The sequence below is a fragment of the Modestobacter sp. NPDC049651 genome, from assembly GCF_040659695.1.
Taxonomy (GTDB): Bacteria; Actinomycetota; Actinomycetes; order Mycobacteriales; family Geodermatophilaceae; genus Modestobacter.
The window spans coordinates 275453-290181 of record NZ_JBFAOG010000003.1; the positions used below are offsets into that span (position 1 = coordinate 275453).

General features: G+C 75.0%; 19 protein-coding genes and 1 riboswitch. Of the genes, 7 read left to right on the top strand and 12 right to left on the bottom strand.

The genetic code is table 11. The features are described from left to right. Nucleotides 1-31: 31 nt before the first annotated feature. A riboswitch (TPP riboswitch) is annotated at nt 32-125 on the top strand. The 4 genes from thiM to AB0J00_RS06850 all read left to right on the top strand — a co-directional run bounded on the left by thiM (nt 108) and on the right by AB0J00_RS06850 (nt 3038). Continuing rightward, entirely contained in the window at nt 108-905 is a 798-nt protein-coding gene (gene thiM, locus AB0J00_RS06835) for a hydroxyethylthiazole kinase (protein WP_357742087.1), read from the top strand. (Overlaps the previous riboswitch by 18 nt.) After that, nucleotides 905-1549 carry a thiamine phosphate synthase gene (thiE, locus tag AB0J00_RS06840; RefSeq protein WP_357742090.1) on the top strand — a complete coding sequence of 215 codons (645 nt, stop codon included), beginning with the start codon at nt 905-907 and terminating at the stop codon, nt 1547-1549. Before thiM ends, thiE begins: the two co-directional genes overlap by 1 nt. After that, the gene (gene thiD / locus AB0J00_RS06845; RefSeq protein WP_357742093.1) at nt 1546-2370 is read left to right on the top strand and encodes a bifunctional hydroxymethylpyrimidine kinase/phosphomethylpyrimidine kinase; all 825 of its coding nucleotides are present in this window, start codon (nt 1546-1548) and stop codon (nt 2368-2370) included. Before thiE ends, thiD begins: the two co-directional genes overlap by 4 nt. Continuing rightward, complete coding sequence (locus tag AB0J00_RS06850) at nt 2367-3038, top strand: TenA family transcriptional regulator (protein ID WP_357742096.1); 672 nt, start codon at nt 2367-2369, stop codon at nt 3036-3038. Before thiD ends, AB0J00_RS06850 begins: the two co-directional genes overlap by 4 nt. A gap of 5 nt (nt 3039-3043) precedes the next feature. Here AB0J00_RS06850 and AB0J00_RS06855 read toward each other — a convergent pair whose 3' ends face one another. Then, a complete protein-coding gene (locus AB0J00_RS06855; protein WP_357742099.1) occupies nt 3044-3994 on the bottom strand; it encodes a tetratricopeptide repeat protein in 951 nt (316 codons plus the stop codon). 61 nt (nt 3995-4055) lie between these two features. Further along, the gene (locus tag AB0J00_RS06860; protein WP_357742102.1) at nt 4056-5390 is read right to left on the bottom strand and encodes a DNA polymerase IV; all 1335 of its coding nucleotides are present in this window, start codon (nt 5388-5390) and stop codon (nt 4056-4058) included. Between the two features lie 30 nt (nt 5391-5420). Between AB0J00_RS06860 and AB0J00_RS06865 the strand changes: the two genes are divergently transcribed. Beyond that, nucleotides 5421-6005 (top strand): class I SAM-dependent methyltransferase, encoded by a 585-nt coding sequence (locus AB0J00_RS06865; protein WP_357742105.1) that lies wholly within the window; start codon nt 5421-5423, stop codon nt 6003-6005. Here the strand turns inward: AB0J00_RS06865 and AB0J00_RS06870 are convergent. Next, nucleotides 5998-6876, bottom strand: a complete 879-nt coding sequence (locus tag AB0J00_RS06870; RefSeq protein WP_357742107.1) for a hypothetical protein — start codon at nt 6874-6876, stop codon at nt 5998-6000. The genes AB0J00_RS06865 and AB0J00_RS06870 overlap by 8 nt on opposite strands. Beyond that, complete coding sequence (locus AB0J00_RS06875) at nt 6873-7886, bottom strand: SPFH domain-containing protein (RefSeq protein WP_357742110.1); 1014 nt, start codon at nt 7884-7886, stop codon at nt 6873-6875. Before AB0J00_RS06875 ends, AB0J00_RS06870 begins: the two co-directional genes overlap by 4 nt. 88 nt (nt 7887-7974) lie before the next feature. On the opposite strand from AB0J00_RS06875, the gene AB0J00_RS06880 reads away from it, so the two are divergent. Both AB0J00_RS06880 and AB0J00_RS06885 read left to right on the top strand, forming a co-directional pair. After that, a complete protein-coding gene (locus AB0J00_RS06880; protein ID WP_357742113.1) occupies nt 7975-8664 on the top strand; it encodes an NUDIX hydrolase in 690 nt (229 codons plus the stop codon). 16 nt (nt 8665-8680) lie between these two features. Continuing rightward, entirely contained in the window at nt 8681-9139 is a 459-nt protein-coding gene (locus AB0J00_RS06885; RefSeq protein ID WP_357742116.1) for a cupin domain-containing protein, read from the top strand. Between the two features lie 19 nt (nt 9140-9158). Here AB0J00_RS06885 and AB0J00_RS06890 read toward each other — a convergent pair whose 3' ends face one another. The 8 genes from AB0J00_RS06890 to rpsF form a co-directional block, all read right to left on the bottom strand. Beyond that, nucleotides 9159-10010 carry a DUF1524 domain-containing protein gene (locus AB0J00_RS06890; RefSeq protein WP_357742119.1) on the bottom strand — a complete coding sequence of 284 codons (852 nt, stop codon included), beginning with the start codon at nt 10008-10010 and terminating at the stop codon, nt 9159-9161. A gap of 144 nt (nt 10011-10154) precedes the next feature. Next, nucleotides 10155-10802 (bottom strand): hypothetical protein, encoded by a 648-nt coding sequence (locus tag AB0J00_RS06895; protein WP_357742122.1) that lies wholly within the window; start codon nt 10800-10802, stop codon nt 10155-10157. Between the two features lie 94 nt (nt 10803-10896). Further along, entirely contained in the window at nt 10897-11310 is a 414-nt protein-coding gene (locus tag AB0J00_RS06900) for a hypothetical protein (protein WP_357742125.1), read from the bottom strand. Between the two features lie 50 nt (nt 11311-11360). Beyond that, the gene (gene dnaB, locus AB0J00_RS06905) at nt 11361-12731 is read right to left on the bottom strand and encodes a replicative DNA helicase (RefSeq protein WP_357742128.1); all 1371 of its coding nucleotides are present in this window, start codon (nt 12729-12731) and stop codon (nt 11361-11363) included. Nucleotides 12732-13118: 387 nt separating this feature from the next. Continuing rightward, complete coding sequence (rplI, locus tag AB0J00_RS06910) at nt 13119-13565, bottom strand: 50S ribosomal protein L9 (protein WP_357742131.1); 447 nt, start codon at nt 13563-13565, stop codon at nt 13119-13121. Between the two features lie 11 nt (nt 13566-13576). Next, complete coding sequence (rpsR, locus tag AB0J00_RS06915; RefSeq protein WP_073422051.1) at nt 13577-13813, bottom strand: 30S ribosomal protein S18; 237 nt, start codon at nt 13811-13813, stop codon at nt 13577-13579. Between the two features lie 34 nt (nt 13814-13847). Beyond that, nucleotides 13848-14348 carry a single-stranded DNA-binding protein gene (locus AB0J00_RS06920; RefSeq protein WP_357742135.1) on the bottom strand — a complete coding sequence of 167 codons (501 nt, stop codon included), beginning with the start codon at nt 14346-14348 and terminating at the stop codon, nt 13848-13850. 2 nt (nt 14349-14350) lie between these two features. Then, entirely contained in the window at nt 14351-14641 is a 291-nt protein-coding gene (gene rpsF / locus AB0J00_RS06925) for a 30S ribosomal protein S6 (RefSeq protein ID WP_357742138.1), read from the bottom strand. Nucleotides 14642-14729: the final 88 nt, after the last annotated feature.

Genomic DNA, 14729 nt, shown 5'->3' on the forward strand with positions numbered 1-14729 from the left:
CAGGGTGACCAGAAGTGGCGGTGTTACGGTCGGCCCCGGCACGGGGTGTCCCACCCGGGACTGAGATCACACCCGTCGAACCTGCTCCAGTTCGCACTGGCGAAGGGATGTCACCGGTGGACGCCACTTCTCTGTCCGCAGCCCGGACGGCACTGCTCCGGAGCACGCCGCTCGTGCACTGCCTCACCAACACGGTGGTGCAGACGCTGACCGCCAACGCGCTGCTCGCCGTGGGCGCCGCCCCCGCGATGGTGGTCGACCCGGACGAGGCCGCCGAGTTCGCCGCCGTCGCCTCCGCGGTGCTGGTCAACGTCGGCACGGTCACCCGGCCGACCGCCGAGGCGATGCGGGCCGCCGCCCGGGTCGCCGGGGAGGTCGGCACCCCGTGGGTGCTCGACCCGGTCGCCGTCGGCGGGCTGACCTTCCGCACCGGGCTCGCCGCCGAGCTGGTCGGGCTGCGGCCCACCGTCGTGCGGGGCAACGCCTCGGAGGTGCTGGCCACCGCGGGGGCCGGCACGGGCGGCCGCGGCGTCGACAGCACGGCCACCCCCGAGGACGCGCTGGACGCCGCCGCCGAGCTCGCCCGCCGCACCGGCGGCGTGGTCGCGGTCAGCGGCCCGGTCGACGTCGTCACCGACGGGACCCGCACCGTCCGGGTCGGCGGCGGATCCGCGCTGCTCACCCGCACCACCGGCGCCGGCTGCGCGCTCGGCTCGCTGGTCGCCGCCTACGTCGCCGCCACCGGCGACCCGCTCACCGGCACGGTGGCCGCGCACGCCCACGTCGCGGTCGCCGCCGAGCGCGCCGCGGCCCGCGCGGAGGGGCCCGGCACGTTCGCCGTCCACTGGCTCGACGCGCTCGACGCGGTGGACGCCGCCGCGCTGGCCGGGGCGCAGGTGTCCTGATGCGCCGGCCGTTCGACCCGACGCTCTACCTGGTCACCGACACCGCGCTGGCCGCTCCCCGGTCGGTGCCGGAGGTCGTCGCCGCCGCGGTCGCCGGCGGGGTCACCGCCGTCCAGGTGCGCGACAAGACCGCCTCCCGCCGCGACCTGCTGGCCCTCACCCGAGCGGTGCAGGACGTGTTGCCGCCGACCGTCGCGCTGTTCGTCAACGACGCCGTGGACGTCGCGCTGGTCGCCGGCGCCGACGGGGTGCACGTGGGCCAGGACGACCTGCCCGCCGGCGAGGTGCGCCGGCTGCTCGGCCCGGACGCGCTGATCGGCGTCTCCGCAGGCACACCCGACGAGCTGGCGACCGTCACCGCGCTGCCCGCCGGCACGGTCGACCTCGTCGGCATCGGCCCGGTCTGGGCCACCCCGACCAAGCCCGACGCCGGCGCCGCCCTCGGACCGGCCGGGGTGCGGGCCGTCGCCGACGCCGCCCGCGCGGCCGGGCTGCGGACGGTCGCGATCGGCGGCATCCACGCCGACACCGCGGGCGAGGTGGCCGCGGCCGGGGTCGACGGGATCTGCGTGGTCAGCGACATCTGCGCGGCCGCCGACCCGGCGGAGTCCGCGCGGCTGCTGCGGAAGGCGATCGGCCGGTGAGTGCGGCCGTCGCGCTGACCATCGCCGGGAGCGACCCCAGCGGCGGCGCCGGTGTGCAGGCGGACCTCAAGACCTTCAGCGCGCTGGGCACCTACGGCACCGCGGTCCTCACCGCGCTCACCGCGCAGAACACCCAGGGCGTCACCGGCGTGCACGGGGTGCCGGCGGACTTCGTCGCCCTGCAGGTGCACACCCTGCTCGCCGACGTGACGGTGCACGCCACCAAGCTCGGCATGCTCGGCACCGCCGAGGTGGTCCGCGAGGTCGCCCGGCTGCTCACCGACCGGCCGGCCGGGCCGGTGGTCGCCGACCCGGTGATGGTGGCCACCAGCGGCGACCGGCTGATCAGCGAGGAGGCGATCGCCGCCGTCCGCGACGAGCTGCTGCCGGTCAGCGACCTGATCACCCCCAACGTGCCCGAGGCCGCGGCGCTGCTGGACACCGCGCCGGCGACCGGCTTCGACGAGCTGGCCGGGCAGGCCGAGGCGCTGCGGGCGCTCGGCCCCGCCGCGGTGCTGCTCAAGGGCGGCCACCTGGGCGGCGACGAGAGCGTCGACGTGCTGGTCACCGCGGCCGGGGTGACCACCACCCGCCGGCCGCGGGTCGCGACGACCGCCACGCACGGCACCGGCTGCACGCTCTCCTCGGCGCTCGCGGCGCTCGCCGCCCGGGAACGTTCCACGGGAAACCCGGTCGACTGGGTGCCGCTGGTCGAGCGGGCGCGGGACTTCCTGCAGGCCGCGCTCGAGTCCGGCGCGGCGCTCGGCGTCGGGCACGGGCACGGCCCGGTGCACCACTTCGCCGGCTGGTGGTCCGCGTGACCTTCACCGAGGAGGCCTGGACGGCGACCGCCGGGCTGCGCGCCGCGATCGAGGAGCTGGCGTTCCTCACCGAGCTGGGCGAGGGCACGCTCGCCCCCGCGGCCTTCCGGCACTACCTGGAGCAGGACGCGCTCTACCTGGCCGGGTACGCGCAGGCGCTGGCGCTGCTGGCCGCCCGCGCCCCCGACCCGGACGCCGCCGCGTTCTGGGCGGAGTCCGCGGCGGTCACCCGCACCGTCGAGCTGGCGCTGCACGCGGACCTGCTCGGCTCGCCGCTGCTCGCGCCGGCGAGCGAGGAGCTGCTGCACTCGCCGTCCTGCCTGGGCTACGTGTCCTACCTGGTCGCGGCGGCGGCGACGGCGCCCTACGCGGTCGCCGCGGCCGCGGTGCTGCCCTGCTACTGGGTCTACGCCGACACGGGGGTGCGGCTGGCCGCGACCGCCCGCAGCGCCCCGGACCACCCGTACGCCCGCTGGGTGGCCACCTACGACGACCCGGCCTTCCAGGAGTCGGCCCGCCGCGCCCGCGCGCTGGTCGACGCCGCCGCCGAGCGGTCCCCGGCGGACGTGCCGGCGATGCACCGCGCGTTCGCCACCGCCACCCGCTACGAGCTCGAGTTCTGGCGGTCGGCGCACGAGCAGGAGACCTGGCGGCTGCCGCTGGGCTGAGCCGCTCAGTCGTCCTCGGCGAGCACCTCGCGCAGCACCCGGGCGGCCATCTCGTCGCCGCCGGCCGCGGCCACCGAGAAGTGCTCGATCGCGCCGTCCACGTCGCCGGCGTCCAGCAGCAGGACGCCGAGGTTGTGGTGGGAGTGCAGGTCGCCGCCCTCGATGCCGGCCCGGTAGGCGGCGGCCGCGGCGACGTCGTCGGACAGCTCGTCGCGGTACAGGTTGCCCAGCGGCAACCAGCTGGCCACCTCCCCGCGCAGCGCGCCCTCCTCCAGCAGGGTGCGCGCCTCGGCCACCCGGCCGGTGTCGCAGAGCAGGTCGGCCAGGCTGGTGCGGGCGTGCTCGTACACCTCGGCGCCGTCGCGCAGCCGCTGCTCCAGCGCCGGGTCGTGGGTGGCGTTCCACCGCCAGGTGGCGAGCGTCGCCGCGGCGACCTCGTCCCCGGCGTCCGCGGCCACCTGCACCCAGTGCCAGGCCTCCAGCTGCCGCCCGGACTCGCGCACGCTGTGCGCCAGCTGCAGCGCCGCGGCCGCATCACCCGCGCCGGCCGCCGCGCGGAACTCGGCCTCCGCGTCGTCCGCCCGGCCCTGCGCCTCCAGCACCTGGCCCAGCTCGTACCAGCCGCCCCGGTCGCCCGCGTCCAGCGCCCGGCGGGCCGCGACCTCGGCGTCGGTCCAGCGGCCGAGCTGCCGGAGCGCCACGGCCAGGTTGAGCCAGGCGTCGTCCTCACCGGCCCCGGCCGCCCGCTCGTAGGCGGCGACGGCCTCCTCCCAGCGGCCCAGCGACGAGAGGCTGTTGCCCAGGTCGAACAGCGCGACCGGGTCCCCGTGCGCGGCGGCACGCCGGAACCAGACGACCGCCTGCTCGTGGTCGCCGAGCTCGGCGAGGTCGCAGCCGCGGTCGATCAGGGCGGCGACGTCAGGACCCAGCTCAGGGGCGTCGTCGTCTCGGGGCACGGGCAGCAGTCTGCCCGCCCCGGCGGCCGCGCACGCCCTCCGGAAGGGGGGCACGCCCCCTTCAGGGGAGAAGCCAGTCCGGCGGGTCGGCCGGGCGCAGCCCGGGGTCGTCGGCGGCCAGCGTGCGCACCGGGCCCGGCGGGGTGAGCGGCCCCTCGAACCGCACGGTCACCCGGCCCAGCCCGCTGCCCCACACCCACCCGGGCCCGCGCTCGGCGTGGACGACGTCCTGCCCGGGGTACCAGGTGGCTCCCGCCGGCCGCACCGGCTCCACCGCGGCCACCTCCTCCTCGGCGACGGCGGCCGCGTCGACCACGGGCTCCGGCTCGGCGAACAGGTCTCCCTGCGCGTACGGCGACAGCCCGGAGACGCCGACGCCCAACAGCCGCAGCCCGCCGGTGCGGTCGACGCCGGCCAGCAGCCGGTGGGCCACCTCGGCGATCTGCCGGGGCTCGTCGATGGCGTGCGCGAGCGTCTGCGAGCGGGTGAGCGTCGAGTAGTCGAACCGGCGGACCTTGAGGGTCACCGTGCGCCCGGAGGTCCCCGACCGCTGCAGCCGGCTGCCCACCCGGGAGGCCAGCCCGTCGATCTCCGCGCCCAGCCGCGCGGGGTCGGTGAGGTCGACGGCGAAGGTCTCCTCGGCGCTCACCGACTTCGCCTCCCGGTCGGCGACCACCGGGCGGTCGTCGTCCGCGCGGGCCAGCCGGTACAGCCCGGTGCCGTGCGCCTGCCCGACCAGCGTGGTGAGGTCGACCAGCGACAGCCGGTGCAGGTCGCCGACGGTCTTCACCTGGATGCGGGCCAGCCGCTCGGCGGTCGCCGGGCCCACCCCGCCCAGGCTGCGCACCGGCAGCGGGTGCAGCACGTCGAGCTCCGACCCGGCCGGGACGACGGTCAGCCCGTCCGGCTTGTCCAGCTCCGAGCCGATCTTGGCCAGCGACTTCGACGTGCCCACGCCGACCGAGCCGGTGACCCCGCCGGTGGCCTCGGCGATGCGGGCCTTGAGCTCCTCGGCGAGCTTCGTCACGCCGTCGACGGACAGGTCGTGCCCGCCGGCGGCCAGGTCGACGTACGCCTCGTCGATCGACACCGGCTCGACCAGCGGTGACAGCTCGCGCAGCAGCGCCATGACCAGCTCCGACGTCCGCTTGTAGGCGGCGAACCGGGGGCCGAGGAAGGCCGTGCCCGGCGGGCACCGCCGGCGGGCCTCCGCGGTGGACATCGCGCTGCGCGCGCCGTAGGCCCGCGCCTCGTAGGAGGCGGTGGAGACCACGCCCCGCCCGCCGGTGCCGCCGACGACGACCGGTTTCCCGCGCAGCGACGGCTTGTCCCGCTGCTCGACGGCGGCGAAGAAGGCATCCAGGTCCAGGTGCAGGATGCTGGGTTCACGCCGCACACCCCGATGATGCCCCGGGATGATGGCGGGGTGACGGAACAGAGCCAGTGGGCGCGCATCACGCAGGAGAACCCCGACCACTCCGCCGGCTACGTCGAGCGGTTCCGCAAGCTCGCCGCCGAGGGCTTCGACCTGGGCGGGGAGGCCCGGCTGGTCGACGCGCTGCTGCCGCGCGGCGGCCGGGTGCTGGACGCCGGCTGCGGTCCCGGCCGGGTGGGTGCGCTGCTGCACGCCGGAGGGCACGACGTCGTCGGGGTGGACGGCGACCCGGTGCTCATCGCCGCCGCGCAGGCCGACCACCCCGGCCCGCGCTGGCTGGTGGGCGACCTCGCCGAGCTCGACCTGCCCGACCGGTTCGACGGCATCGTCTGCGCCGGCAACGTGATGGCGTTCCTCGCCGTCAGCACCCGGGGCGAGGTGCTCCGCCGGCTGCGCCGGCACCTGGCGGACGACGGGGTCGCGGTGTTCGGCTTCGGCGCGGGGCGCGGCTACCCGTTCGAGGAGTTCCTGACCGACGCGCGCGCTGCCGGGTTCGGCAGCGAGGTGCTGCTGTCGACCTGGGACGTGCGGCCGTTCACGCCCGGCTCGGACTTCCTGGTCGCCGTGCTCAGATGAGCTGGAGGCGGCGGGCGGCCGCCCCGACGGTCACCCGCTGCCCCCACGACAGGTCGAGGTGGTCGCTCTCCAGCCCGTCGCCGAAGGCCACCAGGCGGTCGGACTCGACGGTCAGCTCCACCCGCTCACCGGCCGCCAGCAGGCCCTCGGTGCACGCGGTGCCGGTGACCGGCGACGGCCAGGCCTCGCGGACGAACCAGGCCAGCGTGGCGTCCGCCGGCCCGGGCAGCGGCAGGGCGCTGCCCCGCTCCAGCCACACCGACCGGCACCAGCCGGTCGCCCCGGTGCCGGTGGCGACGATCAGCCCGGACGACGCCTGCCGCTCGGCCGGCCCGCCCGGCGCCGCGAGCCGCCAGCGCGCGGTCTGGTGGCTGGCCGACCCGAGGTAGACCTCGTTGAGCGCCAGCAGCGACTGGCCGTCGTCGGTGCGGGCCTCGACCATCGTGCGCGCGGTGGGCGACGGCCGGTCCCGCAGCAGCGCGGCCACCTCGCCGGGGGAGTGCCGGACCAGCACGCCGGGGTTGCGGCCGGGCTCGGGGTCGACGCCGATCACCGGCTGGCCGTCCAGGTACTTGGCCACGTTGGCCACCAGCCCGTCCTGGCCGACCACCAGGACGACGTCGTCCGGGGCGAACAGGAACCGGGGGAGGTCGGCCCGCTCCACCGCGCCGCGGCGCCAGTCCAGCGGGATGCCGGCGACCGCCTGCTGCAGGGCCCGGGTCTGGGCGGCGTCCCGGTCGGCGACCTCGGCGAGGTCCCGGCCGCGGGTGCGCAGGAAGAACTCCGCCTGGCCGCGGGTGCCGTGCCGGGCGACGAGCTCCTGCAGCTCCGTCGCCCGGCTGACCACGACCACCCGGGGGGCGAGGGTCACTGACCGAGCCCGACCCGGCCCGCCCCGAGCTTCGCGAGCACCGGCGCGAGCAGGTCCGGGGTGAGCACCAGGCTGTCGATCTTCGGCAGGTTCGCCGCCAGGTCCTTCGCCGCCAGCGCGACGAGCACCTCCGGCGCCACCCCGGCGTAGGCGGCGAGCTCCGCGGTCTTCGCCTCGGCGTCGGCCGCCCCGACCAGCCGCCGGGTCTCCGCCCGCACCTGGGCGGCGCGCTCGTCGCGCCGGGCCTGCGCCTCGCTGCTCACCTCGGCCGCGGCGGCCGCCTGCTCGGCCTCCCGGCGGGCGTTCACGCCGCGCTGGCCGACCAGCTCCTCCTCGCGGCGGGCCAGCTCGATCTGGTTGCGCAGCTCGTTCTCGCTGATCGCCCGCTCGCGCTCGACCGCGTTGGCCCGCCGCTCGTAGGTGGCCCGGTCGGCCTCCTGCTGCACCTGCTCGCGGGTGGGGGTCTGCAGCGCCCGCTCGACGTCCGGCTCCGGCCGGAGCGCGACCACCCGGACGCCGATCACCGCGATGCCGGTCTCCTGCAGCCGCTGGTCACCGGCCAGGCCCCGCTCGACCGCCTCGCGGACCGGGGCGACGCCGCGGGCCAGCGTGGTGGTCAGGTCCGTGGTGGCCAGCAGGTCCAGCGCGTGCTGCTGCGCCGACTCGGTGAGCAGCCCGGCGACCTGGTCCAGCGGGCTGGCCTGCCAGCGGCCGCTGACCGGGTCGAGCGAGAAGTCCACCCGGGCGGCGGCCAGCGCCGGGTCGGCGAACCGGAAGGTCAGCGTCATCTGCACCGCGACGTCCTGGAAGTCGGCGGTGCGGGCGTGGAACAGCAGCGGCAGCTCCCGGTCGTCGACCGGCACCTCCGACAGCACCGCCGACAGCGGGCGGAACCAGAAGCTCGCCCCGGTCGCGGCGTGCACGGTGCGGCCGTTGCGGACGTGCTGCACGTGCGCGGTCGCGGTCCCGCGCAGGTGCCGCACGAAGGGGTAGCGGGTGATGTCGGCCATCGGGGGCCTCCTCGGTCGTCGTGTTGTCGTCGGTCTGACGATAAGCGGGTGACTGGCTTGTCGTCAACCCGACGATTAGGCTCGTGCCGTGGCCTCACCCGAGTTCCCTGCGTTCGCGGTGACCGTCGACCTGGTCGTGCTGACCGTGCGCGCCGACGCGCTGTGCGTGCTGGTGGTGCGCCGCGGCGAGGAGCCGTTCGCCGGCCGGGAGGCGCTGCCCGGCGGGTTCGTCCGCCCGGACGAGGACCTGCTGACCGCCGCCGCCCGCGAGCTCGCCGAGGAGACCGGCGTGGCACCGGGCGCGGCCCACCTGGAGCAGCTGGCCTCCTACGGCGATCCCGGCCGCGACCCGCGGATGCGGGTGGTCACCGTGGCGCACCTGGCCCTGGTGCCCGATCAGCCCACCCCGGTCGCCGGCACCGACGCCGCCGCGGCCCGCTGGGCACCGGTGGCCGAGGTGTCGCCGGGGCTGGCGTTCGACCACGACCGGGTGCTCGCCGACGGGGTCGACCGGGCCCGGGCCAAGCTCGAGTACACGCCGCTGGCGACGTCCTTCTGCGGCCCGGAGTTCACCGTCGCCGAGCTGCGCCGGGTCTACGAGGTGGTCGGGGGGCGCCGGCTCGACCCGCGCAACTTCCACCGCAAGGTCACCGGCGCGACCGGCCTGCTGACGCCCACCGGCGGCACCACCACCCGGGACGGCGGGCGCCCGGCCCAGCTGTACCGGCGCGGGCCCGCCACGCTGCTGCACCCGCCGTTGCTGCGCACCGACGCCTGAGGCGGTAGGCAGGTGCATGACCTACCTGCCCGACCCCCCGTCGATCTCCCGGCGCGGCGACCAGCCCTCGGCCGCGCGCACCCGCTTCGTGGCGACCGGCAGCCAGACCCGCGGCGACTTCGGCCTGTTCGAGGTGGAGATGGCGCCCGGCGGCAGCGGCCCCGGCCCGCACCTGCACCGCACGTTCAGCGAGTCGTTCCACGTGCTGGAGGGCGAGCTGGCGGTGCTCACCGGCGAGCAGTGGACGACGGCGTCGGCGGGCGACCTGGTGTACGTGCCGCGCTCGTCGGTGCACGGGTTCCGCAGCGCCGCGCCGGACGTCGGCGCCCGCTTCCTCATCCTGTTCACCCCCGGCATCCCGCGTGAGCAGTACTTCGAGGGGCTGGTCGAGCTGCACGCCGACGGCCGGACGCCGACCGACGCGGAGGTGGACGCGTTCGCGCTGCGGCACGACCAGCTCAACCTGCGCGACTGACCGGTGGCGGAGTGCCCGGTCACTCGCAGGCGGTGCCGTCGCCGTCCCGGTCGAGGGCGCGGCTGTAGCCCGGATCGCCGGCGTGCAGCGGCGCGGCGCCGGCCTCCCGGGCGGCGGCGCAGTCCGGGAACGGGGTGGGCGGTCCCGCGGGGACGTCCGCGGGCACCGGCGCGGGCTGGTCGGCGGCCGGCACCGCCTGGTCGGGGCAACCGGTCAGCACCCGGGCGATGGCGTCGCGCTCGGCCGGGGTGACCCACAGCCCGTACGCGGCCTTCACCGCGACCTGCCGGGCCACGTAGTCGCAGCGGTACCCGCGCGCGGGCGGCAGCCAGCTGGCGGCGTCCGCATCACCCTTCTGCCGGTTCGCGGAGTAGCCGACGGCGAGCAGGTTCAGCGGGTCGTTGGCCAGCGCCCGGCGGCGGTCGTCGTCCCAGCGCTGGGCGCCGGTCTGCCAGGCGTCGCCGAGGGCGACGACGTGGTCGATGTCGACGCTGCTGCCGTCGCCCTTCCGGAAGTCGACCGTGGAGCCGGTGTAGGGGTCGGCGAGCGTGCCGGTGACGACGACGCAGTCGTGCGTGCCGGCCCGGAACGTCGCGCCGGCGAGGTCGCGGGCCAGGACGTCGTTGCGGGTGTCGCAGCCGTTGCGGTCGACGTCGGACCAGGTGGGGCCGAACCGGTCGCGGTCGTAGCCGGTCATCGCGGCGCGGCCCTTGACGGTCAGCGAGGCGAGCACGTCGGCGGCCGGTGAGCCGGGGGCCGGGGCGGCGCTGACGTCACCGGGCGCCGGGCCGCCGATCGCGACCGGCCCGCAGCCGGTCAGCAGCGCCAACGCCCCCAGGACGACGGGCAGCGTGCGCCTGCGCTGTTCCACGTGGAGCACCCCCCGGTCGGCCGACCCCTCGACGCTAGGCGCGGAAGGCCCCCGCGCCGGGGAGGCGCCCGGGCGGTGTCGGACACACGTGAGGCCCGCTCCCGGAGGGGAGCGGGCCTCGACGTCAGCGGGGGAGCGGGCGCGTCAGCCCTTGCCGCCCTTGCCCGAACCGTGGCCGGAGTTGCCACCGCCCGGGTTGCCACCGCCGGAGCCGCCCTTGCCGGACGAGTCGTCGGTGCCCTCCTGGTGCTCGGCCTCGGGGGCCTCGACCTCGACCTCGTGCTCCTCGATCGCGTCGTCGGACGACTTCTGCCGGGCCGCCGAGCTGACCGCCTGGCCGTGCTCGCGGCCGGTGTCGAAGGACTGGTGCGCGACCTCGGAGACGGCCTTGCCGTGGTTGTCCGGGTGCGTCTCGGCCGGCTGGTCCGCCGCGTCGTCGTCCCCGGCCTCCTCGGCCGGGTCGTCGGTGGAATGGGTGTCCTCGACCGGCTCCCCGGTGGGCTCGGCGACCGGCTCCGTCACGGGCTCGGTGGTCGGGTCGGTCGTCGGCTCCGTGACGGGCTCGGTGGGTTCCGCGGTCTCCGTGGCCTCGGGCGTGGGCTCCGCGGTCGGCTCCGGGGCCTCGTTGCTGACGACTGCGGCGTCCGAGGCGGTCGGCGACACGTCGGTGGCCGCCACGGTGACGGCGGTGCCGCCCCCGAGGACCACGACGGCGGCCGCGCCGGCGGCGACCTTGGCGGTCAGCCCGGCGGCACCGATCTTGGTGGCCAGGGCGGTCAGCAGAGCAGGCATTCAGGAACTCCAGGGTCTCGGAGGATGTCCTCCACCCATCGGCACCGGGACGCCCCGCCTTGAGCCGATTCCCCTGAACGGGCGAACGACGCGGTCAGCCCACCGGGCCGAGCTGGCGGCGGTGCACGTGGTCGAGCCGCCGGCCGAGCACCGTGCCCTCCGGGAAGGCGTCGGCGAAGTAGCCGACGTCGTGCACGCACTCCTCCAGGTGGTCGGCGAACACCTCGGCGCCCAGCACGTCGGGCCCGGTGCCCGCGGCCACCAGGTGGGCCTCCACCGCCAGGCGCACGTCGTCGACGGTGAGGTCGAGGTCGCGCACCATGGCGGTGGTCGTGGCCCGCAGCGAGTTCAGCCCGGTGAACGCGCGGCCGCAGCCGCAGCCGCCGTCCGGACCGGCCTCGTCGCACCCGCACACCCAGCCCAGCAGCACGAGTTCGCCCTCGACCGTGTGGCAGAAGTCGCCGGGCCGGCTGCCCTGGGTCTCCGACGTCGCGGTGAGCACCTTCATGGGCCCACCGTGTCAGCCGGGTACGACAGAACCGGTCAGTTGGCCCGGTCTCAGTTGGCCATGTCCACGAAACGGCTGTAGTGGCCCTGGAAGGCGACGGTGACGTTCGCGGTCGGGCCGTTGCGGTGCTTGACCAGCATGATGTCGGCCTCACCGGCCCGCGGGGACTCCTTCTCGTACATGTCCTCGCGGTGGATCATCATGACCATGTCGGCGTCCTGCTCGATCGAGCCGGACTCGCGGAGGTCGGACAGCATCGGCTTCTTGTCCTGACGCTGCTCCGAACCACGGTTCAGCTGCGACATCGCGATGACCGGGACCTCGAGCTCCTTGGCCAGCAGCTTCAGCGCACGGGAGAACTCCGAGACCTCCTGCTGGCGGCTCTCGACCCGCTTGCCCGACGTCATCAGCTGCAGGTAGTCGATGACCACGAGCTTGAGGTCGTTGCGCTGCTTGAGCCGGCGCGCCTTGGCCCGGATCTCCATCATCGTCATGTTCGGGGAGTCGTCGATGTACAGCGGCGCGTCGGCGATCTCGCCCATCCGGCGGGCCAGCTTCGCCCAGTCCTCGTCGGACAGGGAGCCGGCGCGCATGTGGTGCAGCGGCACCTTCGCCTCGGCCGACAGCAGACGCATGGTGATCTCGTGCTTGCTCATCTCGAGCGAGAAGATCACCGCCGGCAGGTGGTGGTGCACGGTGGCCGAGCGGGCGATGTCCAGGCCCAGCGTGGACTTGCCGACACCGGGACGGGCGGCGATGACGACCATCTGGCCGGCCTGCAGGCCGTTGGTGAGCTCGTCGAGGTCGCGGATGCCGGTGGGCACACCGCGGCTCACGCCACCCCGCGAGGCGATCGCGTCCAGCTCGTCCATCGTCGGCTGCAGGACGTCCTCGAGGCGCGAGTAGTCCTCGCTCATCCGCTTCTCGGTGACGTCGTAGATCTCCTGCTGGGCGCGGTCGACGATGTCGTCGACGTCGCCCTTGCCGTCGGCGGCGCCGTAGCCCAGCTGGACGACCCGGGTGCCGGCCTCGACCAGCCGGCGCAGCACGGCCTGCTCGCTGACGATCGCGGCGTAGTAGCCGGCGTTGGCCGCCGTCGGCGTCGAGGCGATCAGCGTGTGCAGGTAGACCGCGCCGCCCATCTTCGACAGCTGGTCGGTGCGGTTGAGCTCGGCCGCCACGGTGATCGCGTCGGCGGGCTCACCGCGGCCGTACAGGTCGAGGATGCAGTCGAAGACGATCTGGTGCGCCGGGCGGTAGAAGTCGTTGCCGTGGAGCACCTCCACGACGTCCGCGATCGCGTCCTTGGACATCAGCATCCCGCCCAGGACCGACTGCTCCGCCGCGACGTCCTGCGGCGGCTGCCGGTCGTACTGCGGAGCCGTCGTCCTCGGTCGGCTGACGTCGTCGACCACCGCCACGCTGGGTCCCCCACTTTCCCTCGTTGCCGGCTCAGCTGCTCGCCGGCCCGTGCCTCAATGCCTACCTGCGGGCACTGACAGATCGACGTTATGGAGCCGGACGGGGCCCCGTCCAACACCGGTGTGCACGCTGATCTGCACAACTTGTGGACAAATCGGTGGATGACGGCGGACGACGTGTGGAGACCGGCGGGACGCCCGGCGGACGGCGGCCCGCAACCCGCCCGTCACCTGCACGTCGGCTGCGCACGGGGTGTGGACGGAGAAAAGTTCGAGGTTCCGTCGTGTTCTGTCACACGCGTGTCGTGCGTGTCGTCACCCGGACACGCACGAGGGGCGCCGGACCGGAGTCCGACGCCCCTCGTGGGCAGAGCTGCGCGCTGGGGATCAGCCCGCGACGACCTCGACGGTCACCGGGGTGCTGACCTCCGGGTGCAGCCGCACGGTGACGGTGTGACTGCCCAGGCTCTTGATGCTGGACGGCAGCTCGATCCGGCGGCGGTCGAGCTCCGGGCCACCGGAGGCGGTGACCGCGGCGGCGACGTCGGCGGTGGTGATGCGGCCGAAGAGCCGGCCGCCGTCACCCGAGCGGGCGGGCAGGCGGACGGTCAGCGCAGCGAGCTGCGCGGCCTGGGCCTGCGCCTCCTCGAGCGACTTCACGTCGCGGGCGGCACGCGCCCGGCGGAGGCTGTCGACCTGCTTCTCGGCACCCCGGGAGGCGACGATGGCCAGCCCGCGGGGCAGGAGGTAGTTGCGGCCGTAGCCGCCCTTGACCTCGACGGTGTCACCGGTGGAACCGAGACCGGTCACCTCGTGGGTGAGGATCAGCTTCATCGTGCTCATGGTCAGCGCGCCGTCGAGGTGTAGGGCAGCAGGGCCATCTCACGGCTGTTCTTCACGGCCGTGGCGACGTCCCGCTGGTGCTGGCTGCAGTTGCCGCTGACGCGGCGGGCACGGATCTTGCCGCGGTCGGAGATGAACTTCCGCAGCAGGGTCGTGTCCTTGTAGTCGATGTAGGTCGCCTTGTCCTTGCAGAACTGGCAGACCTTCTTCTTGGGCTTGCGCACAGGAGGCTTGGGCACTGGGTTCTCCAGAAAGTCAGTACAGGGGTGTGGATCAGAAGGGCGGTTCGTCGGAGGACGCCGGCGGGGTCGACCACGGGTCGCTGGCGCCACCGCCACCGCCGCCGCCACCGGAGAAGCCGCCACCGCCACCGCCGCCGAAGCCGCCACCACCGCCGCCGCCCTCACTGCGGGCGGCGCGGGTGACCTTCGCGGTGGCGTACCGGAGGGAGGGGCCGACCTCGTCGACCTCGAGCTCCACGACGGTGCGCTTCTCGCCTTCCTTCGTCTCGAACGAGCGCTGCTTGAGCCGCCCCGAGACGATGACCCGCGAACCGCGGGTGAGGGACTCGGCGACGTTCTCGGCTGCCTGCCGCCACACGTTGCAGCGGAGGAACAGCGCCTCGCCGTCCTTCCACTCGTTCGACTGGCGGTCGAACGTCCGCGGCGTCGAGGCCACGGTGAAGTTGGCGACCGCCGCACCCGACGGCGTGAACCGGAGCTCCGGGTCCGACGTCAGGTTGCCGATGACGGTGATGACCGTCTCGCCGGCCATGGTCAGTGGACCTCGGGCCGCATCAGCTTCGTCCGCAGCACGGACTCGTTGAGGTTCAGCTGGCGGTCCAGCTCCGCAACGGCGGCCGGCTCGGCATTGATGTCGATGACGGCGTAGATGCCTTCGGCGTTCTTCTTGATCTCGTAGGACAGCCGACGGCGGCCCCAGATGTCGACGTTCGCGACGTTGCCACCAGCGTTGGTGATGACGGTCAGGAACCGGTCGAGGCTGGGAGCGATGGTCCGCTCCTCGAGCTCAGGGTCGAGGATGACCATCAGTTCGTAGTGACGCACGGAGAACCCCACCTCCTCTGGTCTCAGCGGCTGCAGCGGATCTGCAGCAGGAGGGTCGTACACGCGTCGCGCGCCCCGACCGCCACGG